General features: G+C 75.6%; 7 protein-coding genes. All 7 read right to left on the reverse strand.

All coding sequences use genetic code 11. From position 1 onward, the window contains the following. Positions 1-60 precede the first annotated feature (60 nt). The gene (locus ACWDD7_RS29050) at positions 61-8772 is read right to left on the reverse strand and encodes an amino acid adenylation domain-containing protein (RefSeq protein ID WP_450459570.1); all 8712 of its coding nucleotides are present in this window, start codon (positions 8770-8772) and stop codon (positions 61-63) included. Further along, the gene (locus ACWDD7_RS29055; RefSeq protein ID WP_450459571.1) at positions 8769-13235 is read right to left on the reverse strand and encodes an SDR family NAD(P)-dependent oxidoreductase; all 4467 of its coding nucleotides are present in this window, start codon (positions 13233-13235) and stop codon (positions 8769-8771) included. The genes ACWDD7_RS29050 and ACWDD7_RS29055 overlap by 4 nt, the downstream gene beginning before the upstream one ends. Before the next feature lie 235 nt (positions 13236-13470). After that, positions 13471-14208, reverse strand: coding sequence for an aspartyl/asparaginyl beta-hydroxylase domain-containing protein (locus ACWDD7_RS29060; protein WP_450459572.1), 738 nt, complete (start codon positions 14206-14208; stop codon positions 13471-13473). 1 nt (position 14209) lies between these two features. Next, on the reverse strand, positions 14210-20761 hold the full coding sequence (locus ACWDD7_RS29065) for an amino acid adenylation domain-containing protein (RefSeq protein WP_450459573.1): 6552 nt from the start codon (positions 20759-20761) through the stop codon (positions 14210-14212). Beyond that, positions 20758-22473 (reverse strand): non-ribosomal peptide synthetase, encoded by a 1716-nt coding sequence (locus ACWDD7_RS29070; protein ID WP_450459574.1) that lies wholly within the window; start codon positions 22471-22473, stop codon positions 20758-20760. The genes ACWDD7_RS29065 and ACWDD7_RS29070 overlap by 4 nt, the downstream gene beginning before the upstream one ends. Beyond that, a complete protein-coding gene (locus ACWDD7_RS29075) occupies positions 22470-23231 on the reverse strand; it encodes an aspartate/glutamate racemase family protein (RefSeq protein WP_450459575.1) in 762 nt (253 codons plus the stop codon). Before ACWDD7_RS29075 ends, ACWDD7_RS29070 begins: the two co-directional genes overlap by 4 nt. Then, a complete protein-coding gene (gene asnB, locus ACWDD7_RS29080; RefSeq protein WP_450459576.1) occupies positions 23228-25129 on the reverse strand; it encodes an asparagine synthase (glutamine-hydrolyzing) in 1902 nt (633 codons plus the stop codon). The genes ACWDD7_RS29075 and asnB overlap by 4 nt, the downstream gene beginning before the upstream one ends. Positions 25130-25320 lie beyond the last annotated feature (191 nt).

Below are 25320 nucleotides of genomic sequence, written 5' to 3' on the forward strand. Positions count from 1 at the left end.
GGGCCGCGGTCGAGGGCCGCGCGGGCGGGCGGCGGTGCCGTCCCGCCCGCGCGGTGGGCCTCAGTCGGCGGACGGGGCTTCTGGTCCGCCCGGGCGGCGTACGGCGCGCCGCCGTTCGTGGTGCCTGCGCCGGCCGGCGGCCGGTTCCGTGTCCTGGGCCTGCGGGTTCGCGGCCGGGGTGACCGGAGCGGCCGGGGCTGCCGGGGCGGGGACGGTGTTCTCCAGCAGCTCGGCGAGAAGCCGTACCGTCGGGCGGTCGAACATGTCCACGACGGACAGTTCGACGCCGAACCCCTCGGTGACGCGCCGCTGGACGCGCACGAGGTGGAGTGAAGTGGCGCCCGCGTCGAAGAAGTTCGTGTCGATCGCGAGTTCCTGGCCCTCCATCACCTCCCGCCAGAGGGCGGTGAGCCGTTCCACCGCGGAGCCGGACCGGACCGTCGGGGCGGACGCGGGAGCGGCAACGGGCGTGGGAGGCAAGGCCGTTGCCGGTGCCGGTGCCTGTGCGGGGGCGGCCGGGACCGGGTCGCCCAGCCGGGCCAGCGCCTTGCGGTCCACCTTGCCGTTGGCCGACAGGGGCAGCGCGTCGGCGATCCGGATGTGCCGGGGGACCATGTAGGCGGGGAGCTGCCGGGCCAGTCCGGCACGGAGCGTCTCCTCCCACGGCGTCGCGTCGGCGGCGGTGACCGCGCCCGCGAGGGGGCCGCCCAGGAGGGTGTGCAGGACCGTCTGGTCGTCCTCCAGGCGCAGTACCTCGTGCAGCGGCTCGGCGTACACGTCCCCGATCGGGCACAGGCCGATCCGGCAGTCACCGGCGCGCTGCCGCAGCAGCTGCGCCATGGCGCCGGCCTCCAGCAGTCCGAACCTCCCCGCGAGTCCGCCGTAGACCGGGGTCACGGCGGCATTGCGGGCCACGAGGTAGACGGCGAAGCCCGCCGCGCCCGCCAGGGCCCGGTTGGACTCGTCGAACAGCAGGGGTTCCAGGGCGCGGCCGGCGCCGTCGGGGCCGTCCAGCGCGACCAGGGCGGGGCCCGCCGGGTCCAGGTAGTAGGTGCCGGCGGGGATGCCGTCGATGCCGCCCGGCGCGACCGCGACGTACGTCTGGACGGGGTACAGGCCCCCGGCCGAGCCGTAGGCGTAGCGGGGCACTCCGTCGGCGTCCTGGCGGGCGAGCACGGTGAGCAGCGCGTACAGGTCGGCGGCGGAGACCGTTCCCGTGCCGAAGCCGGTCGCGGCGCTCCACGCGGCGGAGGCGGCGCGCAGCTGTCCGGTGTCGGCGGGCAGGGCGACGGGGACGATCTCCCGCCCGGCCAGGTCCTCGCGGCGGCCCGGCTGGCGGAGCCGGGTCTCCAGCCGGCGCACGCGGGTGGCGTCGAGGGCGGTGGGTGCCGCGGCGCCCATGGGCCGCGGCACCTGAGCCTCGGGCACACCGGTCGGCCGCGGCACGTCCCGCACCACGTACGCCGCCAGCTGCGCCGTCATGCCCGCCCCTTCGACCAGCGCGGCCGCCGCGCGGACCCCCTCGGCCCGCAGCAGCGCCGACTCGATCTCGCCCAGTTCGATGCGCATGCCGCGCACCTTGACCTGGGAGTCGGCGCGGCCCAGGAACTCCAGGTCGCCGTCGGGCAGCAGGCGGGCCAGGTCGCCGGTGCGGTAGAGGCGTTCGCCGGTGACGGGGTGGACCGGGAAGGCGCGGTCGGTGAGGTCCGGCGCGTTGCGGTAGCCGACGGCGAGGCCCACTCCCCCGATGAACAGGGCGCCGGGCACGCCGGTGGGGCGCAGCCGGAGGGCGTCGTCGAGGACGTACATGCGCTGGTTGCGCATGGGGCGGCCGTACGGGATACTCGGCCGCTCCGCGTCGACGGTGCCGACCGGGTGCAGCACCGACCAGATCGACGCCTCGGTGGCGCCGCCGAGGCTGATCACCTCGGCCTTCGGGGCGACCGCGCGGATGCGGTCGGGCAGGCTGACGGGTATCCAGTCGCCGCTGAGCATGACCAGGCGCAGCCCGCTCACGTCCACGGCCGGGTTGCCGGCGGCGTGCACGAGGAGCATCTCCATCAGGGCCGGCACGGAGTTCCACACGGTGACCCCGTGGTCGGCGAGGAGCCGGGCCCAGCGGACCGGGTCGCGCTCCTCGCCCGGACCGGGCAGCACGAGCGCGGCGCCGGCGGCGAGGGTGCCGAAGATGTCGTACACGGACAGGTCGAAGCCGAGCGAGGAGAGGGCGAACACCCGGTCCTCGGCGCGGACTTCGAAGCGTTCGTTGATGTCGGCGACGGTGTTCAGGGCGCCCCGGTGGTCGGTCATCACACCCTTGGGGTCGCCGGTGGAGCCGGAGGTGTAGATGACGTACGCCAGGTCGCCCGGGGCGGTGGCGGGGCGCGGGTCGTGGTCCGCGCCGAGGGCGGTGCCGCGGGCGACGGCCTCGGCGAACCGCAGGACGGTGACGCCCTCGGGCGCCGCGTCCTCGACCGCCGTCCGCTCGGGCGCGAGCAGGGCGACCGCCCCGGCGTGTTCGAGGGAGCGGCTCACCCGGGCGGGCGGCAGGCCGCTGTCGAGGGGCAGGTAGGCGGCGCCGGCGCGCAGGACGCCGAGGGCGGAGGCGACCTGTTCCCAGCCGCGGTGCGCGAGGACGCCGACGAGGTCGCCGTCCTCGACGCCGGACGCGCGCAGGGTGCGGGCGACGGCCAGGGAGACCCGGTCCAGTTCGCCGTAGGTGACGGTGCCGGTCGCGGAGACGACGGCGGTGCTGTCCGGGGTGCGCCGGGCGCGCTCCAGGAACGGCTCGTGCAGCAGTCCGCCCGGGAGCGGTCCCTCGGTGGCGTTGAGGGCGGTGTAGCGCGCGGCCTGCTCCGGCGGCAGGATCTCGCGGTGCGGGTCGGACCAGGCGACGGGTTCCCGGGCCAGTGCGGTGAGGAGCGCCGTGTACGCGCCGAACATGTCGTCCAGCGTGCCGGGCGCGAAGAGCGCCTCCACGGCGTCCCAGGTGAGCCGGAGCCTGCCGCCGTCCTCGGCGATCTGGTGGTCGAGCCAGACCTGGGGTGTCTGGGTGATGGTGTACGCGACCCGCGCGCCCAGCCCGGCCGGGGGCGTCGCACCGGCGTCGGCGGCGCCGAGTTCGCTGGTGAAGACGACCGGCATGACGGCCTCGGCGACGCCGCGACGGCGGGCGAGTTCACCGGCGACCCATACGCCGCTGACGAGTTGGTGGTCGAGGTCGTTCCAGAGCCGGTCCTGGATGCGACGGGCCCGTGCCTCGAACGCGTCCTCGGTGGCGCCGTCGATCTCCAGCATGGTCAGCGCGGTGAAGTCACCGACGAGGTAGGGGAGTTCGGGGTGGTCGCCGACGCGGTTGAAGAGGGTGAGGTTGAGGGTGAAGCGGTCGGTGCCGGACCAGGTGCCGAGGACGGTGGCGTAGGCGGCCAGGGCGAGCGCGGACGGGGTGATGCGGGCCGCGGCGGCCCGTTCCTTCAGCCGGGCCCACAGGTCGGCGTCGAGATGGGCCTCGCGGCGCCGGAAGCGGGTCTCGGTGAGCTGCTCGGGGCGCTGGGCCAGGGGCAGTGGCGGAGCGGGCGGCAGGGTGTCGAGGCGGTCGCGCCAGTAGGCGAGGTCGCGTGCGCGTTCCGGTCCCTCGCGGCGGGCGCGCTCGGCGACGACGTAGTCCCGGAACGACAACTCCATCGGCCGTGGGTCGAGTTCGCCCCGGTAGACGGCGAGGAGTTCGCGCAGCAGGATCTGGACGCTGCCGCCGTCGGCGATCAGGGTGTCGATGCCGAGGTGGAGGCGGACGGCGCTGCCGGTGGTGCGGCTGGCGCGGATGTCGAACAGGGGCCAGGTGTCGGAGGGCAGTACCTGGTGCGACATGGCCTGCCGGGTCGCCTCCAGGCGCCGTTCCCGGTCGGCCGCGTCGAGGTCGCGCAGGTCCTCGGCGCCGATCCGGTAGTCGGGCACGTCGGCGAGGACACGCTGTTCGCCGTCCTCGTCCACGACGATGCGCAGCGCGTCGTGGCGCCGCACGAGCGACTGCCAGGAGGTCTCCAGGCGCTTCACGTCGACGTCGTCGATGTCGAGTTCGACGTACAGGTGGCAGGAGACGTCGCCGCCGACGGCGCCGCTGCGCCCGATCCAGTAGGCCCGCTGCACGTCGGTGAGCGGGAACGGGTCGTGGCGGTGCCCGGGGTCCGGCTGGAGTCCGGCCGGGGCAGCGGTGTCCTGCTGTCCGGCGGCGGTCCCGGTGTCGGTGTCGTCCACGGCGCGGGCGAGGGCCGCGACGGTGGGGGCCTCGAAGAGGGTGCGCAGCGGCAGCCGTACCCCGAGGGCGCGGCGGATGCCGGCGACGACCTGGGTGGCGAGCAGCGAGTGCCCGCCCAGTTCGAAGAAGTCGTCGTGGACGCCCACGCGTTCGGCACCCAGGGCCTCGCGCCACACCCGCGCGATCGCCTCCTCGGTGGGGGTGGTGGGTGCCGTGAACGCCGTGCCGTCCTCGCGGCCCAGCGGGCCGGGCGCGGGCAGCGCGGCGCGGTCGATCTTGCCGTTTCCGGTCAGCAGCAGCGCGTCGAGCAGCACGTAGTGCGAGGGCACGAGGAACCCGGGCAGACGGCGGGCCAGTTCGGCGCGCAACTCGGCCGGGGCGGGCGGCTGTTCGGGGGTGGTGGGTACGACGTAGGCGGCGAGCGCGGCCCGGGAGGTGCCCGGCGCGTGGGCGGTGACGACGCACTGGCGCACGGACGGCAGGGCGGTGAGCGCGGCCTCGACCTCGCCGGCCTCGATGCGGAAGCCGCGGATCTTGAGCTGGTTGTCGTTGCGGGAGAGGTACTGGAGCCGGCCGTCGGCGCGGACGCGCACGACGTCGCCGGTGCGGTAGAGGAGTCCGCCTTCGCCGGTGGTGACGAAGCGTTCGGCGGTGAGTTCGGGGCGGCCGAGGTATCCGGCGGTCACCCCGGCGCCGCCGATGTGCAGTTCACCGGGGACGCCGAGGGGGACGCGGCGCCCGTGCGGGTCCAGGACGCGGACCGCGGTGCCGGTGATGGGCCGCCCGATGGTGACGGTGCCCTCCGCCGGGTCGACGGTGTCGGTCGTGGACCACACCGTGGTCTCGGTCGGCCCGTACATGTTGCGCAGCGTCCCGCGCAGGTGTCCGGCGAGGGCGCGGACGAGGTCGGCGTCGAGGGGTTCGCCGCCGAGGAGCAGTTCGCGCAGGGTGCCGAGGGCGGCGGTGTCCTCCTCGTCGAGGAGGGTGCGGGCCTGGGAGGGGGTGCACTGGAGGTGGGTGACGCCGTGCGCGCGGATCAGGGCGGTGAGATCCGCCCCCGCCGCGGCGGGTTCCGCCCCCGCCGGGGTGCCGGGGTCCGACGCCGCGGCCGTGGCGGCGCGGGACCTCAGCTCCGCCAGCGCGGGCCAGGCCGCCGCGGCGGCGCCCGCGTCGACGCCGAAGTCGACCAGGCAGGCGATCTCGTCCACGCCCGCCCCGGTCAGCCGCCGTACGAGCGGCAGCCGGTCCTCGACCGTGCCGATGAGGGAGCTGTCGGCCAGGTAGCGGGCGCAGGCGTGGTCGAGCAGGGCCTCCTGGTCGTCGTCCGTGAAGTCGTCCGCGGTGATGTCGACGCCGAGGGCCCGGGCCATGTTCTCGATCAGGCCGACCGAGGACCGCAGATACTCGCGGAACGGCCCCCAGGCGTGCGCCCGGACGTCGTCGGCGTCGGCGCCCACGAAGGTGTGCAGCATGAGCGTGACGTGCGGTTCGCCCGCGTGGCCCGCGCTCCGCCAGGCGTCCCGGTAGACCGCGATGCGCTCGGCGAGGTCCTCGACGCTCTGCCCGAGCAGGTGCGTCAGCAGCCGGGCGCCCGTCTCGCCGGCCCTGCGGCAGGTCTCCGGGCTGCCCGACGAGGTGAGCCAGACGGGCAGTTCACCCTGGACGGGCCGGGGAAGGACGCCGACCTCGACGGTGCGTCCGGCGGGTCCCTCGAAGGGCACGCGTTCGCCGCGCCACAGTCGGCGGACCGTGTCCAGGCCCTCGACGGTACGGCGCTGGCGGTCGTCGTAGGCGTCCTTGGCGAGGACGAAGTCGTCCGTGTGCCAGCCGGACGCGAAGGACAGGCCCACCCTGCCGCCGGACAGGTTGTCGACCACGGCCCACTCCTCGGCCACCCGGACGGGGTGGTGCAGGGGCATGACGACGCTGCCGGCGCGGATGCCGATCCGGCGGGTCGCGGTGGCCACCGCCGCGGCCAGGACGGAGGGCGCGGGGAACGGGCCGCCGAACGCGTGGAAGTGCCGCTCCGGCAGCCACACGGCGCTGAGCCCGTGCTCGTCGGCGAAGCGCGCGCCGTCCATGAGGAGCCGGTACTGGTCGGGTCCGGGGAGGGTGTGGCCGGTGTCGCTGGCGAAGTAGAACAGGCTGAACTCGGGGGCGGAGTCCGCGGCGGCCGGGGTGGTCCCCGTGGCGGCCGGGGTGGTCTCCGTGGCGGCCGGGGTGGTCTCCGTCGTGACCGGTACGGCGGTGGCGGCGTCCTTGTCGGGGCTGATCACCACCCGGTGTCCCCGGCTGACGGTCCACAGCAGTTCGAGGACGGAGATGTCGAAGGAGACGCTGGTCACCGCGAGCCAGGTCACCGGCTCGCCACCGGTCACCACGACCCTGTCCATCGCGGCGAGGAAGGCCGTGAGGTTGCGGTGCAGGACCACCACACCCTTCGGCCTGCCCGTGGAGCCGGAGGTGTGGATGACGTACGCGGGGGCCTCGGGATCGACCGCCGCGTGCGCGGGCGCGTTCCCGGCGGCGTCCGGCGGCCCCGCGTCGATGTCGACGTCCACCAGCGCGACCCCGTCGGGGACGACGCCCGAGACGAACGCCTCCCGGGTCGGGGTGTGCACCAGTACGGCGGCGGGGGTGGCGTCGTCGCACACGTAGCGCAGTCGCTCCGCCGGGTAGTCCGGGTCGAGCGGCACATAGGCGGCGCCGCTCATGAGCACCGCGAGCAGCGCGGCGGGCAGATCGGCGCCGCGCCGCAGCCCGACGCCGACGCGGTCGCCGGGGCGGACGCCCGCGGTGTGCAGGTGGGCGGCGATGCGCCGGGCGCGCTCGTGCAGGGCGCGGAAGGTGAGGGTGGCGCCGCCGGAGACGACCGCCTCGGCGTCGGGGCGGGTGCGCACGGCCTCGGCGAACGAGGCGAGCACGTCCGGCGTGCCGTCCGGTAGGGGCCCGCCGTCCCCGGCCGCGTCGAGGACGGCCTGCTCGGCGGGGGTGAGGGCGAGGAGTTCGGACAGGCGCAGCCCCGGGTCGGCGGTGGCGCGCCGCAGCACGCGTTCGAGCGCCCCGGTCAGGGTCTTCGCGGTGGTCGCGTCGAACAGGTCGCGGCTGAACTCGCAGATGCCCTCGGTGACTTCGCCGCTGCGGGCCAGTTCGAGGCTGAGGTCGGTGCGGCACAGGCCGTTGTCGAGGTCGACCGGCTCGACACGGACGCCGGGCAGGGACAGCTCACGCTCCGGCACGTTCCGGTAGCCGAACTGCACCTGGTACAGCGGGGCGTGGCCGAGGGCCCGGTCGGGGCTCAGTTCGCGCACGAGCCGTTCGAACGGCACCTCGGCGTGGGCGAACGCGCCGAGGGACGTCTCGCGCACCTGGGCGAGCAGTTCCTCGAAGGTGGGGTCGCCGGACAGGTCGGCGCGCAGCACCAGGCTGTTGACGAACATCCCGGCGAGGCCCGCGAGTTCCGGCCGGTCGCGGCCGGCGGTGGGCACGCCGACGACGACGTCCTCCTGCCCGGAGTGCCGCATGAGGACGGCCTGCCAGGCGGCGAGGGTCACCATGAACGGGGTGGCGCGGGCCTGCCGCGCGGCGCTCTCCACGGCCTCGGTGAGCCGTGCGTCCAGGGTGAACCGGGTGCGGCCGCCCCGGTGGGTGGGTACGGCGGGACGCGGCCGGTCGGTGACCAGGTCGAGCAGCGGCGGTGTGCCGGCGAGGCGCTCCCGCCAGTAGGAGAGGTGGTCGGCGAGGTGCTCGTCGGTGAGTTCGCGGCGCTGCCAGGCGGCCCAGTCCCCGTACCGCAGGGGCAGGGGGGCGGGCGCGGCGCCGTCCCCTTCCAGGTGGTCGCGGTACCCGGAACACAGCTCGTCCACCAGGACGGCACGGGACCAGGCGTCGCCGACCATGTGGTGGTTGACGACGAGCAGCAGGGCACGGTCGGGCGCCGAGCGGATCAACACGGCGCGGAACAGGGGGCCTTGGGCGAGGTCGAAGGGCCGGGCGGCCTCCCGCTCGGCGATCGAGCGCTCGGCGGTCGAGCACGCGGTCGCCAACGCGCCGTCGGTCCCGCCGCCGTCGGCTTCACCGTCGTCGGCTTCACCGTCGTCGGTCCCGCTGCCGTCGACCTCGACGACATCGAGGACGGACCGCCCCGGCGGCAGTACCCGCTGCACCGGCACCCCGTCGGCCACCTCGACCACGGTCCGCAGCGCGTCATGGCGGTCGGCGAGCCGGGTCAGGGCGGCGTCGAGCGCCGCGAGGTCGAGCGCGCCGGTGAGCCGCAGCGCCACGTACTCGTTGTGGACCCCCAGGCCGGGGGCCAACTGCTCCAGGAACCAGAGCCGTTCCTGTCCGAAGGACAGCGGCACGGGCCCTTCGGCCGGGGTGATCGCGGACTTCTGGTCGGCGCCGGAGGACGCGGTGGCGTTCGCGACGGCGCGGCCGCGGGTGCGTGCCTCGAAGGCGGCCCGCTGTTCGGGGGTGAGCCGGGCGAGTCGGTGCTCCCGGCCGGTCGGCTTCGTCACTGGTTCTCCAGTTCGGCGAGGATGCTGTCCTCGATCAGCTCGGCGAGGTCGGCCACCCGGCCGCCCTCGAAGAACGCGCGGGCGGGCACCTCGACGTCGAACTCGGCCCGCAGCCGCGCCACGACCTGCGCGGCGAGCAGGGAGTGGCCGCCGAGATCGAGGAAGTCGTCGTCCACGCCGACCCGGTCCAGGCCGAGCATCTCGGCGTAGATCGCGGCGAGGCGCTCCTCGGTGGGGGTGCGCGGGGCGACGTACGGGGTGGTGAGGTCGGGTCGGGGCAGCGCGACGGCGGCCGGGCGGGCGACGGCCGGCCCGTCGGTGAGGCGCAGGGCGCCCTCGGCGACGACCGCCGAGGCGCGAGCCACCACATGGCGGCCGGCAGGCCCGTCGAGGAGCGCCGCGAAGGCGCGGGCGCCCTGGTCCGGAGTGAGTGCCCCGGCGAGCATCCGTTCCTGCAACGCCTTCAGGTCCGCGGGGACTTCGGCGTCCGCGGCCATGCCGACCTCGCGCCACATGTCCCAGTCGACGGCGAGGACGTGGCGGTCGCCGTGCCGCGCCTCGGCCTCCGCGGCGGCGGCGAGGTAGGCGTTGGCGGCCGCGTAGTCGGACTGTCCGTAGGTGGGGACCAGGGTGGCGAGCGAGGAGCACACCAGCAGCACGCGGGCCTCGTCGGGCCGGAGCGCGGCGAGCAGGTTGCGCATGCCGGTGATCTTGGGGGCGAACACGGCGCGGGCCTCGGCGTCCTCCCGCAGCGCCACGGAGCCGCCGCCGGGAGTCCCCGCTGCGTGCACGACGCCGTCGATCCGGCCGAAGCGGGCGCGCACCTCGTCCAGCGCCGCGCCCAGGGAGCCGGCGTCGGTGACATCGGCGCGCAGGGCGATGACCTCGGTGCCCGTGTCGCGCAGCTCGCGCGGGACGCCGGCCTCGGCGGCGGTGCGGCCCAGCAGGGCGAGGCGGGCGCCCCGGGTGCGGGCCAGTTCGGCGGCGAGGGTCCGGCCGATGCCGCCGAGACCGCCCGTGACGACCCAGGTCGCGCCGTCGGCAAGGCGGTCGGGGACGGTCGGGGCGGTGCGCTCGGTGACGGCGCGGGTGAGCAGGGTGCCGTCCCGCAGGGCGAGGAGCCGGGCGGGCGTGGTCAGGACGGCGCCGAGGACGGTCCCGGCCGTGGCGGTGTCGAGCGCGGCGCCGGGCGCCAGGTCGATCTGGGCGCAGCGCAGGTTGCCGTACTCCTCGGGGAGCACCTGCACCGGACCGCTGAGCATCGCGGCGGCCGGGTCGGGGTGTTCGTCGTCGCTGGTGCGGAAGGCTCCGGTGGTGACGACGCCGACGCGGACCTCGTTGACGACGCTCTCCTCGGCCATGGCGCGGGCCAGCCGGACGAGCCCGAAGTAGCAGGCGGTCTCGTCCGGTTCGCCGTCCTGCGCGGAGTCCAGGCCCCAGGCGTACAGGACGGCGGTCGGGGTGCGGACCAGGGCGCGCAGGTCGGCCATGAGCTTGGCGTACTGGGCGGGGTCGCGGGGGTCGAGTTCGTACACGCCCCGGCGCACGCGCCGGTACTCGGTGCCGGGCTGCACCACCGTCACGATCTGGCCGCGCGCGGTGAGCAGGTCCACGGCGGGCTGGGCGGCGCCGGCGCGGTCCATGAGGACGAGCCAGGTCTGCCGGCGGCCGCGCAGCGGCTCCCCGCCGTCCGCGGCGGTGTCCAGGGGGCGCCAGACGAGACCCGCGAGCACGGCGTCGGCCGACTCCCGCGTCTCCGGCTCCTCGGCGGGAGCGGTGCCGGGATCTATCCAGTGGTCGAGGTGCTCGAACGGGTAACCGGGCAGTCCGGTCACCCGGCCCTCCTCGCCGACCGGTTCCCAGGTCACGGCGGCGCCCCGCGTCCACAGCCCGCCCAGCGACAGGACGGCGCTCGCGGGCTCGTCCCCGGGACCGCGCCGCCCCCGGACGGGCAGCGGCGCGGGGGCCGTGTGCGGCGCGCCGCCGCCGGGGCGCACCGCGCGCACCAGGTCGCTGAGGACGCTGCCGGGACCGTTCTCCACCAGCACGAGGCCGTCGTCCAGGGCGGCGAGGGTGGCGAGGCCGCGGTCGAAGCGGACCGGCTCGCGCATCTGCCGGGCCCAGTAGCCGGGGTCGGTGGCCTGGGCGTCGCTGATCCAGTCGCCGGTCACTCCGGACACGAACGGGACGCGGGGAGCGCTGCGGGCGGTCTGTGCCACCGCCTCGGCGAACCGGGCCGCCGCCTCGTCGCACAGCCGGCTGTGGAAGGCGCGGTCGACGGGCAGCCGGAGGGTGCGCAGGCCGCGCTCGCCGAGGGCGCGGGCGGCGCGTTCGACGGCGTCGAGGGGGCCGGCCAGCACGGCCGCCTCCGGTCCGTTCACCGCGGCCAGGTCGAGGCCGTGGGCGGCGGCCTCCGCGGCCGCCGCGTCCTCGGCGAGCGGCACGGCGAGCATCGCCCCGGGCTCGGTGTCCGCCATGAGCCGGCCGCGTTCGGCGGCCAGCCGCAGGGCGTCGGGCAGCGCGAAGACCCCGGACAGGGCGGCGGCGGTGAACTCGCCGAGGCTGTGCCCGAGCAGCGCGGCCGGCCGGACGCCCCAGTGCGCCCACAGCCGGGCGAGGGCGTGGCCGATGGCGACGACGGCGGGCTGGAGCAGGTCGGTGCCGCGCAGCTCCTCCTCGCCGTCGCGCAGCAGCTCGATCAGATCCCGGCCGAGGACGGGCCGCAGGTGCTCCGCGCACTCGTCCAGGGCGGCGCGGAAGGCGGGGTGGGTGTCGTACAACCCGATGGCCATGGACGGCAGTTGGCTGCCCTGTCCGGGGAGCAGGAAGGCGACCGGCGCGTCCACGCGCTCGGTGCGGGCCGCCACGGTGTCGCGCCGCCCGCCCGCGCGCAGGGCGGCCACGGCCTCCGCCGTGTCGTGGGCGAGCACGACACGCCGGTGGTCCAGTTCCCGGCGGCCGGTGCGCAGGGTGCGGGCGACGTCCGCGAGCGGGACCTCGGGGTGTTCCTCCAGGTGCGCGGCGAGCCGTTCGGCGAGGGTGTCCAGGGCGGTGGCGGTACGGGCCGACAGCGGCAGGGCGACCGGCACGGCGGGCCTGCCCGGCGCGGGGCGGCGGGCGGGCACCGGCGCCTCCTCCAGGATGACGTGCGCGTTCGTGCCGCCGATGCCGAAGGCGCTGACGGCGGCCCGGCGGGGCGTCTCGCCCGCGGGCCACTCGGCGGACCGGCCGGGCGCGTGGAACGGCGTCCCGGACAGCGCCTCGCCCGGTGTGTCGGCGTCGCCGCGCAGGGTCGCGGGGATCCTGCCGTGGCGCAGCGCCTGCACGGCCGCGATGAACCCGGTGACACCGGCGGCCGCGTCGAGGTGGCCGACGGTGGACTTCACCGAACCGAGGGCGCACCAGGCCGCGTCGTCGCCCGCCGTGCCGGCGGCCCGGTAGGCGCGGGTGAGGGCCTCGATCTCGATCGGGTCGCCGAGCGCGGTGCCGGTGCCGTGGCCCTGCACGTAGCCGATCGTGCGCGGCGAGACATCGGCGACGGACAGCGCCTCGCTGATCACCGCCGTCTGCCCGGCTACGCCCGGAGCGGTGTAACCGGCCTTCGCCGACCCGTCGTTGGTGACGGCGGAGCCGAGGATCACGGCGTGCACCCGGTCGCCGTCCGCGAGGGCGTCGGCCAGCCGCTTGAGGACGACGACGCCGGCGCCGTTGCCGAAGACCGTGCCGTCCGCGTCCGCGCTGTAGGGGCGGCAGCGGCCGGTCGGCGACTCGATGCCGCCCTCGACGGGCAGGTACCCGGAGCGCCGCGGCACGGTGACGGTGACACCGCCCGCGAGGGCCACGTCGCACTCCTGCCCGAGCAGGCTCTGGACGGCCAGGTGCACGGCGACGAGCGAGGTGGAGCAGGCCGTCTGCACGGTGATGGCCGGACCGCGCAGGTTCAGCTTGTAGGCGGCGCGGGTGGCGAGTTGGTCGGGCTGGTTGCTCTGGAACAGCAGCGGCACGCCGAGGGACGCGCGCAGGTCGGCGCGCGGCAGCAGGTTGCGGATGAGGTAGGTGCTCAGCAGCGAGCCCGCGTACACGGCGATCGGTCCGCCCGCGCGGTCGGGGTCGCAGCCGGCGTCCTCCAGGGCCGCCCAGGCGCACTCCAGGAAGATGCGCTGCTGGGGGTCGATGACCGAGGCCTCCAGCGCGCCGTAGCCGAAGAGCCGGGAGTCGAAGCCCGCGATGTCGTCGAGGGCGCCCTTGGCCGGCACGTAACCGGGCGCGGCCGCCTCGCTCGCCGGCACACCGGAGTCCCGCAGCTCCCGCGGGGTGAACCGGGTGACGGCGTCCGCCCCGGAATCCAGCAGGCGCCACAGCTCGTCGGGCGTGTCGGCACCGGGGAAGCGGCCCGCCATGCCGACGACGGCGATACGGCCCTCGACGTCGTCCGGGTCGGGCTGGACTGGCTCTGCGTTCACGTTGGTCTCCGTTGGTGGCTCGGCGCGGACACCGCGCGGCGGCGGACGAGGAGGGCGGGGGCGGGGCCCGGGTGGGTCGGACGGTCGTCGGGGAACCGGTACGGCCCCAGCGGCGGCGGGTCGGAGCGCCGTCGGGTGGCCGGTGCCCGTACGGCCGTGTGCCGCACGAGGCCGGTCCCGGCACGACGGCGACCGCTCGCGCGTCCCGGCGGCTGCTTCCCCGCGACGGCGGCTGTCAGACCGCCATCAGATAGCGCTGGAACCGCGGCATGAGGTGCTCCAGCGCGCGGACCTCGGTCTCGGTGAGTTCGGGGTGCCAGACGTCCCAGAGCAGGACGGCGCGCTGCCGGCTGCCGCGGTTCCACGCCTCGTGGATGAAGCTGTCGTCGAAGAGGATGACCTTGCCCTCTTCCCAGCCGCGCTCGTCGTCGCCGACCTTGATGGCGCAGCCGGGCGGCACGATCAGCGGCAGGTGCGCGGTGAGGAGCAGGTTGACCCCTCCGGTGTGCGGGGTGATGTGCACGCCGGGGTTGAGGATGGTGAACATGCCGTCGCGGGGCCCGTGCGGGGTCGCCGCCAGCGCCTCGCACGTCTTCGGGCAGCGCTCCCGCGCCTCGTCGCGCCACTTGCCGTCGCGGTAGATCTGGTACGTGTCCCAGCCCTGCCAGCCGAGTTCCTTGGTGTACAGGTCCTCGTAGGGGGCGAAGCGGGCCTGTGCCTCGCGCAGGGCGAGGAACTCGGCGCGGATGTCCGCGAAGGCCGCCTCCACGCCGGCCGCCCACGGCTGGGCGGCGGTGTCGTGCCAGGGCAGCGCGCTGATCCCGGGGAAGAAGAGCCGGGTGGGCTCCTGGTCGTCGTGCAGGTATTCGGGGGCCTTCTCGCCGACGAGGATCGCCAGGCACTCCTCGACCCGTTCCAGGCCTTCGCCGCCCACGGCGTCCCGCAGCTCCGTCATCACGCTCTGCACGTCCATGTCAGTCTCTCCCTGTCGGTGTGTCGGACCCCGTGGGCATGCCGGAACCTGCCGGTGTGTCGCCCCCTGGCCGCGTGTCGGATCTCCCGGCCCGGCCGCGGGCGCGGGCGCGCACGGCGGAGCGTCGTCGGGTGCCGCGCGCCGCGGCATCGTCCGCGGGGGCGTCGGGGGCTCCGGGTCCCGGCCCGGCGGGGCCGTCCAGACCGGCGACGAACTCGGCGATCGTGGGCCGGGCGAAGACGTCCACGAGGCGGACCGGGCGGCCGAGGCGGTCGGCGAGGTCCAGCTGGAGCCGGGCGGCGAGCAGTGAACTGCCGCCCGCCTCGAAGAAGTTGGTGTGCCGGCCGATGGGACGGTCGGCGCCCAGCACCTGCCGCCACGCGTCGGCGACCAGCTGCTCGGTGGCGCCCCTGGGCGGCGCTGCCGCGTCCGGGGCGGCGTCCTGCGGCGCCGGGAGCCGGGCCCGGTCCCGCTTGTTGGTGCGGGTGCGGGGCAGGGCGTCCAGGAGCAGCACGCGTTCCGGTACGACGGCGGCGGGCAGCCGTTCCGCCAGCCGCGCCCGGAGTTCGGCGCCCGTGACGTCGCCGCTCACCACCGCGTACCCGATCAGGCGGGGCGCGGCGGCCGTGCCGTGCAGGGCGGCCGCGGCCTCCCGTACCGCCGGGTGGGCCTCCAGCAGCGCCTCGATCTCCTCCAGTTCGACCCGGTTGCCGTTGATCTTGACGAGGCTGCCGGTGCGGCCGGTGAAGGCGAGTTCGCCGTCGGGCAGCCAGCGGCCCAGGTCGCCGGTCCGGTAGAGGGTGCCGCCGGGCACCCAGGGGTCGGGCACATAGGCCCGCGCGCTCTCCTCGGGGCGGCGGTGGTAGGAGCCCGCCAGGAAGCCGCTGCGCAGATGGATCTCGCCGACCGCCCCGACCGGGCAGGGCCGGCCGCGATGGTCGAGCACCAGGGCCTGCCGTCCGGGGATGGGCCGCCCGATGGGGACGGAGGAGGAGAAGCGTTCCCTGGGCGCGAGTTCGCGGTAGGTCGCGAGGACGCACTCGGTGGGCCCGTACAGGTTGTGCAGACGGGGGCGCACGGGGCGCTCGGCCCAGGCGGCGGCGAGGGACGGCGGCAGTACCTCGCCTGCGAGCAACACGTGTTCCAGGTCCGGCAGTTCACCGTCGGAGCGGTCCAGCGCCTCGGTGAGGACGGCGAAGAAGCCGGGCACGGTCTGGATCTGGGTGACGCGTTCGGCGCCGAGCCAGTCGGCCATCGCGACCGGGTCGCGCCGGACGTGCTCGGGCGGGATGGACAGCGCCGCGCCGTGGCACAGGGCGGCGAACACCTCGGTGTAGGCGGCGTCGTAGGTGAACGGCGCCCACTGGGCGACGCGGCTGTCTGGCCTGATGCCGAAGTACTCGCCCTGCCAGTGGGCGAACTGCGCGAGCGTCGCGTGCGGCAGCGCGATGCCCTTCGGGGTGCCGGTGGAGCCGGAGGTGTACACCAGGCACAGGGTGTCGTCGCCGGTGACGGCGGGCGCGGGCACGGCCGCCACGGCTCCCGGCTCCGGCACTCTCCCTTCGAGCGGCTCGACGGGAACCCGGCCGAACGTTCCCCGCCCGGCGTCCCACAGGCCCGGCTGGGCGGCCAGGCACTCCTCGGCGGCCAGGACGCACACCGGCTCGGCGTCCGCGAGGACGGCCCGCAGGCGCAGTTCCGGCGAGTCGGCGTCGAGGACCGCGAACGCGGCCCCGGTCTTGGCCACGCCCAGGATCGCCGCGGTCTGCGCCGGTCCGGTGGGCAGCAGCACCGACACGAAGCGGCCGGGCGCGGCACCGCGGTCGCGCAGGCGCAGGGCGATCCGGTCGCTCCAGGCGTCCAACGCGCCGTAGCTGACGACCTGTCCTTCGTGGCGGACGGCGGGGGCGCCCGGGTGGGCGGCCGCGCGGGCGCGGAACAGCTCGTGCACGGGCACCGCGTGGCTCTCGCGGCCGATGTCCGCCGGGCGCGGGGACGGCGTCTCCCGCTCGTGCGGGTCGACGGGGGCGCGTGCGGCCTCGGCGTCCGGGTCGTCCAGGGCCGCGTGCAGCAGGGTGCGCAGGTGGTGCGCGAAGCGGGTCGCCCAGGCGGCGGTGAAGCGGCCGGTGGCGTACTCCAGGACACCCTCGATCCGGTCGGGGTGTTCCTCCAGGGCCACCGTCAGGTCGTACTTGGCGGTCCGCGTGGACACCGGCCGCAGCACGCCGGAAGCGGCACCGAGCCGGAGCCGGTCCTCGGGCGCGTCCTGGAGGACGAGGGTGGCCTGCGCGAGGGCGGGGCGCCCCGGGTCGCGGGCCACGCCGAGGGCGTCCACCAGCCGGTCCAGCGGGACGAGGGACCGGTCGAGGTCGGTCGCGAGCAGGGCCGCGGTGCGGTGCGCCAGCTCGGCGAAGGAGGCGCCGCCCGTGAGGTCGACGCGCACCGGCAGGGTGTTGACCAGGGAACCGATCAGCCCGTCGAGACCGGGTGCGCCCCGGTTGGCGGCGGCCACCCCCACCACGATGTCGTCCGTGCCGCCGTACCGGCCGAGCAGGGACGCGTAGGCGCTGAGGAGCAGGGTGAACGGGGTGACGCGCAGCCGTGCGGCCACCGTGCGCAGCCGGGCGGTGAGGTCGGGCTCCAGGACGAACGGCACGGTGGCGCCGGCGCCCGCGGGGGCCGGTTCCGCGTCGGGGTCGGCGGGCAGCTCCAGGACGCCGGGGTGGCCGTCGAGGCGGTCGCGCCAGTACGCGAGGTGCTCGTCGCGGACGGCCTGGGCGGCGGGACGGGCCTGGGCGGCGGCGTACCGGAGGAAATCGACCGCGGGAAGCGGGGGTCGGGGCCCGCTGCCGGTGTGCTGCGCGTACAGCGCGGCCAGTTCGCGGACGGCGACGCCGATCGACCATCCGTCGACGGCTATGTGATGGGCCGTCACGATCAGGCGCACCTCGTCGCCGTCGACCACGGTGACCCGCAGCAGGGGCCCCTCGGACAGGTCGAAGGGCCGTACGGCCTCGGTCTCGACGACGTCGTCCGGGGCGCGACGGGTCTCCCCGGACACGACGCGGGGGCGCACCGAGTCCGCGGGCAGCCGGAGCAGGACGGGGCCCTCGTCGGTGAGGGCGCAGCGGGCGGCGAGGACGGGGTGGCGGGTGGCCAGGTCCCGCAGGGCGCGGGTCAGCGCGGCGAGGTCGACGGGGTGGTCGAGGCGGACGGCGGCGGCGAGGTTGTAGGCGGCGGACTCGGGCGCCAGGCGCTGGGTCAGCCACAGTTGCCGCTGCTGGTCGGTGAGCGGGACGGGACCCTCGGGAACCGGCTGCTCGTCGACGGGCGTGTCCCGGACCTCGGCAGCGTCGGCCGCGCGGGCCAGGCCCTTCGGGGTGGGGTCGGCGTAGAAGTCGGCGAGCGAGGGCGTCCGGCCCAGGGTCTCGCGGAGGCGGCCGAGGAGCCGGGTGGCGACGACGGAGTTGCCGCCGGCGGCGAAGAAGTCGTCCGTGGTGCCGACGGATTCCGGTGCCGCGCCGAGGAGTTCGGCCCACAGCCCGAGCACGGTCCGCTCGGTGTCGGTGGCCGGCGCCGTGGGCGCGGCACGCCCGTCGATCGTCCGGGCCCTGCGCGCGAGGGCCGGACGGTCCGCCTTGCCGCTGGTGTTCAGCGGGAGTTCCGCGACCGCGGCGAAGACGGCGGGCACGACGGCGGCGGGCAGCAGGGTGCGCAGATGGCGGCGCAGCTCGGCGGTCATGGCGTCGGGTCCCGCGGCCGGCGCTCCGGTGCCGTCGGGTGCGCCGGGTACGACGAAGGCGACGAGCCGGGGTGCGGCGGGCCGCTCCCGGTCCACCACCACGACGGCGGCCCGCACCAGCGGGTGGGCCGTCAACCCGGCCTCGATCTCGCCCAGTTCGACGCGATGGCCGAGGATCTTGACCTGCTGGTCGGAGCGGCCGAGGACCACGATCCGCCCGTCGGGCAGATAGCGGGCCAGGTCGCCGGTGCGGTAGACGAGGGCGTCCGGGTCGCCGGTTGCGAGCGGGTCGGCGGCGACCGGGTCGGGGACGAAGGCGGCGGCGGTGAGGTCGGGTCGGTTCCAGTACCCGGCGGCGACACCGGCGCCGCCGATGACGAGTTCGCCGACGGCGCCGAGCGGGACCGGGCGGTCGTACCGGTCGAGGATGTGGCAGTAGGTGCGGGCCAGCGGGCGGCCGACGGTCACCGGTTCGCCGGGCAGGACGCGTCCGGCCGTGGACCAGATGGTGGTCTCCGTGGGGCCGTACAGGTTCCACAGTTCCGCGCAGCGCTCCAGCAGCCGACCGGCGAGCGCCTGGTCGAGGGGCTCGCCGCCGCTGAGCGCCCGCAGTCCGGGCAGCCCTTGCCGGCCCTCGTCGAGCAGCGCCCGCCACAGGGACGGGGTGGCCTGCATCAAGGTGGCGCCGCGCTCGCGCAGCAGCGCGGCGAGCCGGCGCGGGTCGCGGACCGTCTCGTGCGCGGCGATCACGACGCGGGCGCCCGCGACGAGCGGCGCGAACAGTTCGAGCACCGAGATGTCGAAGGTGAGCGCGGTGACGGCGACCAGCACGTCCTCGGCGCCGATGCCGGGCTCGCGGACGACGCTGTGCAGGAGGTTGGCGACGCGGTCGTGCGGCACCGCCACGCCCTTGGGGCGGCCGGTGGAGCCCGAGGTGTACATGAGGTAGGCGAGCGAGTCGGCCGGGGGGCCGTCGGGGAAGGGGACGGCCGGGAGGGCGTCCCCGGCCGGCGAGAGCTCGTCCGCCTCGGCCAGCAGCGTCCGGGCCTCCACCCGGTCCGGGCCGTCGGCCGCCACCGGCCGCTCCCCGGACCCGGTCACCACCCACCGCGCCCCGCTGTCCCGCACCACGTACCCGACCCGTTCCCCGGGCAGGTTGGCGTCCAGCGGCACGAGCACCGCCCCGGCCCGCCACAACCCGACGACCAGGGGTACGAGCGCTGCGTCACGCGGCACCAGCAGGGCCACCCGGTCCCCCGGGCGCACGCCGCACCGGCCGGCCAGCCGGGCGGCGACCCGGTCGGCCGCCCGGTCCACCTCGGCCCGGGTCAGCACCCGGTCCTCGTCGGCCACGGCCGGGGCGTCGCCCTCGCGCGCGGCGAGGAGCCGCAGCGCGTGCGAGACCGTCGGCCACGGCGGCGGGGTCCGTTCCGCCGTGTTGAAACCGTTCACCACCCGGTCGTGAGCGTCCGGCGTGGTCACCGGCAGATCGGCGAGGCGGCGCCCGGGGTCGGCCACGGCCGCCCGCAGCAGGCGGAGCAGTCCGTCGGCGATGCCCTCGACGGTGCTCGCGGCGAGCGCGGCCGTCCGGTACTCCAGGGCCGCGTCGAGGTCGCCGGAGGGCCGGGGCCGCAGGAACAGGGAGAGGTCGTACTTGGCGGCGCCGCTGTGCGAGGGCACGGGCGTGGTCTCGACGCCGGGCAGGGCGAGGGTCGTGGTGGGCCCGCTGTGGAAGGCGTACATCAGCTGGAACAGCGGTGACCGGCCCCCGGAGGCGTGCGCGAGGTCCTCCACGACGAGGTCGAACGGCGTGTCGCGGTGGGCGAGGTCGGCCTTCAGGTCGCGCCGGGTGCGGGCCAGGGCCTCGTCGAAGGTGGGGGTGCCGCTGAGGTCGACGCGATGGGCGATGACGTTCAGCAGCGGACCGACCACCGCGCCGAGGGCGGGCCGGTTACGGGTGGCCACGGGCATGCCGACGACGAGGTCGTCCTGCCCGGTGTAGCGCTGGACCACCGCGCCGTACGCCGTCAGGAGGGTCGCGGGCAGGGTGGCGACGCGGCTGCGGGCGAGGGCGGCGAGGGCGGCGACCAGCTCGGCGGGGATGACGAAGTGGTGGATGCCGCCCGCGATGGCGTCGGCGGGGCTGGCCCCCGCCGTCGCTTCGGTGGGCAGGCTGAGCACGGGCAGGTCGGTGCCGAGGCGTTCTCGCCAGTGGGCGAGGCCCGCGCCGGCGCCGGGGTCGGTGCGCTGCCAGGCCGCGTAGTCGCCGAAGTCGACGTCGGCGGTGGGGAGCGGACCGGCCGTCCCGGCGTACCGCGCCGCGAGTTCCTCCAGGAAGAGGCCGAACGCCCAGGCGTCCACCACGATGTGGTGGGCGACGAAGAACAGCAGGTACCGCTCCTCCCCCAGCCGGAACAGGCAGGTGCGCATGAGCGGCGGCCGGGTCAGGTCGAGGGGCTCGGCGGCCGCGCGGGCGACGAGTTCGAGCAGGCGCGCCTCCCGCCGTTCCTCGGGCAGATCGGTGAGGTCGACGCGTTCGACGGTGGGGCGGACCAGGTCCGCGAACCGCTGGTACGGCTCTCCCGCGTCGTCCGTGGCGATCACGCACCGCATGACCTCGTGCCGGGTGGCCATCTCCGCGAGGGCGCGTTCCAGGGCGTCGGCGTCCACGGGTCCGGTGAGCCGGAAGGCCGCGGTCTCGTTGTGCAGGGCGCTGCCGGGGACGAGCTGTTCGGCACGCCAGATGGCGCGCTGGGCGTAGGACAGCGGGGCGCGGTCCCGGTGCGGACGCGGCGGGAAGGGCGCGGTCATCGGCTGCTCCCGGCGCTCACGGCGGCGGCGAGGCCGGCGACGGTGGGGTTCTCGGCGAAGACGCGCAGGGGGAGGTCCGTGCCGTAGCGCGAGCGGAGCCGGTCCAGGAGCCGGGCGATGGCCAGCGAGTCGCCGCCGAGCAGGGTGAAGCTGTCCTGCCGTCCCACGGCGGGCAGGTGCAGCAACTCGCACCACAGCGAGGCGATCTCGGCCTCGACGCCGTCCCGGGGGCGGTCGTCGGCCTCGACCGTCCGCGCCGCCGAGGGCACGGGAAGGGCGCGCCGGTCGGCCTTGCCGTTGAGGGTGCGCGGAATGGCGGCGAGACGGACGAACACGGCGGGCCGGCTGCCCGGCAGGAGCCCGGCGTCGGTGTGGGCGCGCAACTCCTCGTCGGTGAGTGCGTCCTCGGCGACGACGTAGGCGCACAGCACGGGGTCGGCGTCGCCCTCCGCCACCGCGGCGGCGCAGACGTCGCGCACCCCGGGGTGGCGGCGCAACACGTCCTCCACCTCGCCGAGTTCGACGCGCACGCCGTTGACCTTGACCTGCTGGTCACGGCGGCCCAGCACCTCCAACGCGCCGTCCTCGCGCAGCCGTCCGAGGTCACCGGTGCGGTAGGCGTGGGGCTCGGCGAATCCGCCGGTGCGGCCGTCCAGGTAGCCGCCGAGCGGGAAGGGGGTGCGGATCTCGATCTCGCCGATGGTGCCGGTGACGGGGCGGCCGGCGGCGAGGACGCGTATCTCCACGCCCGGCAGGGGCAGTCCGGCCGGGACGGTGCCGGCGTCGGCGTCCTCGGCGCGCAGCCGCCGGAAGACCTTGGTCATGGTGGTCTCGGAGGGACCGTAGAGGTTCACCAGGTCCTTGCGGTCGCCGAACAGGCCGCGCCACCAGGCGATGTCGGCGGGTCGTACGGCCTCCCCGGCGAGCAGCACGGTGCGCAGCGCGGGCAGCGAGCCCGCGGTGAGACCGGCGGCGCGCAGGGTGCGGAAGACGGTGGGGACGCAGTGCAGGATCTCGATCCGCTCGGCCTCCAGCCAGGCGGCGAGTCCGGCCGCGACGGGCGGGGTGCCGGGCGCGGCGGCGTGCACGCTGCCGCCGGCGCGCAGCGGGAGGAGGGTGTCGCGCAGGAAGGCGTCGAACCCGGGCGAGGTGAGCAGCGAGACACGGGTGCCGTCGGTGACGGCGAACTCGGCGCTCTCCCAGTCGAGGAAGTGCTCGACGGCCGCGAGGCTGCCCCTGATGCCCTTGGGGCGGCCGGTGGTTCCGGAGGTGAAGTACACGTATCCGGCGTCCGGGACGTCGAGGTCGCGCCAGTCGTCGGCGTGCCAGGAGCCGTGCTCGGCCTGCCCGGCGTCGATGGGCCGTACGGCGTGCCCGGCGAGCGCCGCGCGGCCGGTCGCGTCCGCGACGACGGCCGTGGGAGCCAGGTCTTCGAGGAGTGCGGTCCAGCGCGCGGCGGGCTGGCGGGTGTCGACGGGGGCGAAGGTGCGGCCCACGGCGGCGCAGGCGAGGAGGGCGGCGACGACGGGGACGGGGTCGGCGCAGGCGATCAGCACGGGTCCCTCGCCGTCGGCCAGGCGCTCCCTCAACCCGGCGGCGTGCCGGGCGAGTTCACGCCTGGTCCAGGGGCGCTCCGGGGTGGCGATCGCGAGGGCGCCCGGGTCATTCTCGACGTGGTCGGCCCACCGGCGCAGGATCGTGGTGTGGCTCACAGCTCTCCGTTCTTGATCCGCCCGGCCACCACGGCCAGGGGGTCGATGGCCGGGAACTCGGCGGACAGTCCCGCGGCTTCGACGGCCCGGGTGACGAGGTGCAGCTCGGTGCAGGCGGCGACGAACCGCCGTACGCCGTAGCGGGGCAGGACGGTGCGCAGGAAGTCGAGGGTGCCCAGCGGGTCGCCGCCGGTCTTGAGGCGGTAGACCTCGCGGTGCAGGGCCTCCTGGTCGTCCGGGCGCAGGGCGACGAGATGGCGGGCGGCGGTCGGGCGGCCGGCGGTGAGGATGCCGGCCTGGGCGGTGCCCTTGGTGCACAGCAGCAGGTGCGGGCGGCCGTCGCGGGCGAGTTCCTCGTGGACGACGTCGACCAGGGAGACGCAGCGGCTCAGCAGGGCGGGCGGGAGGTCGCCGAGGACCCGGTGGGCGGTGACGCACGCGACGACGACCCGCTCGGCGCCGGCGGTGACCAGTCCCTCGACGGCCTTCTCGACGGCCCGGTACAGGGCCTCCAGGCGGCCCGCGCCGATGGCCTCGGTGCGGTCGACCACGGCGGGATCTGACCACAACAGCACGCGCGGCGCCTGCTGTTCGGGGCGGTCGTCCGCCGGGAGGTAGACACTGCGCAGCAGTTCGGTGGAGGCGAGGGGGCCCATGCCGCCGACGACGCCGACCAGGGGCAGGGCGGGAGGGATGTCGCGGGCGCGGTCCGAGGGTGCGGGCGCGGGGTGGTCCGGTGGTGCGGAGAGGCGGGTCATCCGAGACACGGCAGGCCGAACTCCTCTACGAAGAGCGCGAAGGTGGCGATGACCATCAGGTAGTCGGTGTCGAGGTGCGCGTGCACCTGGTCGCCGCCGGCCCGCTGGTGGCGCACGAGCGCGGAGACCGTGTCCGGGTCGAAGTAGCCCTGCTTCCGCACGACTTCGGGAGAGAGGAGTTCCGCGAACCAGTCGGCGCCGGTGGCCAGCAGATGACTGCTGGTCTGGCCGCGGAAGCCGAACTTGGGCCGGGCGAGCACCTCGCCGGGGACCAGCGGCGCGGCGAGTCTGCGCAGGACGGCCTTCTCGGTGCCGCCGGCCACCATCAGGTCGGGGTGGAGGCGCAGGGCCTGGTCGACCACCGGGCGGGCGAGGAAGGGGAAGCGCGGCTCGACGGCGTTCGCGAGGGCCATGCGGTCGCCGTGGTCGCCGAGGAGGTGGTCGGCCAGCCGCAGATGGAAGTCGAGGTACGACCGCTGGTGCAGGGGGTGGCGGCCGCGCAGCCGGTCGGCGTCCACCAGCCGCTGCCCGGTGACGGTGAACTCCTCGAAGGAGGGCGCCAGTTGGGGGGAGTACAGGTCGCGGCGCAGTTCCTGCGCGGTGATCTGGTCCTGCTCGTAGGCGATGTCGACGCCCCACATGCGCTCGCGTATCTCGTGCTCCAGCAGGGCGTCGAGTCCGTCGAGGCGGCTGCCGCCGAGGCCCGCGGCGTCGTAGCGGTATCCGGGGTAGCCGCCGAAGAGTTCGTCGGCGCCCTCGCCGGTGAGGACGGCGACGGTGCCGTCGGCGCGGACCGCCTCGGACAGCTTGAGCGAGCAGACGTTGTACGACTCGCGGACGGGTGTCTCGGCGTGCCGGACCATCTGCCGGAGCCGGTCGGCGAGGTCGTGGCCGTGCACCGGCACCTCGTGGTGGCGGGTGCCGAGCTTGGCGGCGACCAGCCGTTGGTGGCGGCTCTCGTCGAAGTCGTGGCCGGGGAAGACGACGGAGTAGCTGGGCCAGGCGTGTCCCGGGCGGGCGCCGGCGGCGAGGGCGGCGAGGAGGCTGGAGTCCAGCCCGCCGCTGAGGTAGAGGCCGACCGGGACGTCGGCCATGAGCCGGTCGCGCACCGCGCCGTCGAGGAGCGTGGCCATGTGGTCGGCGGCGCGGTCGAGTTCGGCGTCGGGAGCGGCCGGCGCGGGGTCCAGGTCGGCGGCGGCCGGGTAGTCGAGGTCCCAGTAGCGCTCCACCCGCACCCCGTCGGCGTCGGCCAGCAGCCGCTCGCCCGCGCGCAGGGCGTGGATGCCCTCGAACATGGTGCGGGGGCTGACGAGTCCGGGCAGGGTGAGGACCTGGTCGAGGCCCCGCAGGTCGACTCGGGGACTGACCGCGGGGTGCCGCAGGATCGCCTTGATCTCGGAGGCGAAGAGCAGCAGTCCGTCCACGACGGTGTAGAACAAGGGCACGATGCCGGCGTGGTCGCGGGACAGCACCAGCCGGCGCGCGGCCGTGTCGTACAGGGCGAAGGCGAACTGGCCGTCGAGCCGGTCGGTGAGGCCGACGCCGTGGCGACGGTAGAGGTGGACGAGCACCTCGGTGTCGCACTCGGTGCGGAACCGGTGGCCCGCGCCGCCGAGTTCGGCGCGCAGCCGGCGATGGTTGTAGATCTCGCCGTTGCAGACGGAGACCAGGCCGCCGTCCTCGGACAGATGCGGCTGGTTTCCATGCTCCAGATCGTTGAGCGCGAGTCTGCGGAAACCCAGTGCGATTCCCTCGCCGGTGTAGTGGCCGACATCGTCGGGACCCCGGTGGATCAACTCGGATGTCATTTCACGAATAACATCTGTTTCGCAATGGCGCGCCCTGCCGAGGGAGAACATTCCCGCAATTCCACACACGTTGGAAAATCCCCGTTTCACGTTTGCACGGCATTGCCGGATGCGAGTGTCACCCTAGCCGAGAAGTTTTTCCAGATCAATGAAAAGTTTTCGGACGGCACTACCGCACAACGTTATTGACGACCCGTCGTACTGGCCTGACGGGCGAAAACCCAAATAGGCTCGCGGTGCGGGCCGCGGTACGGCACGCAACTCCACGACAGCGGAAGGGC

Source organism: Streptomyces sp. NPDC001056, assembly GCF_053598955.1.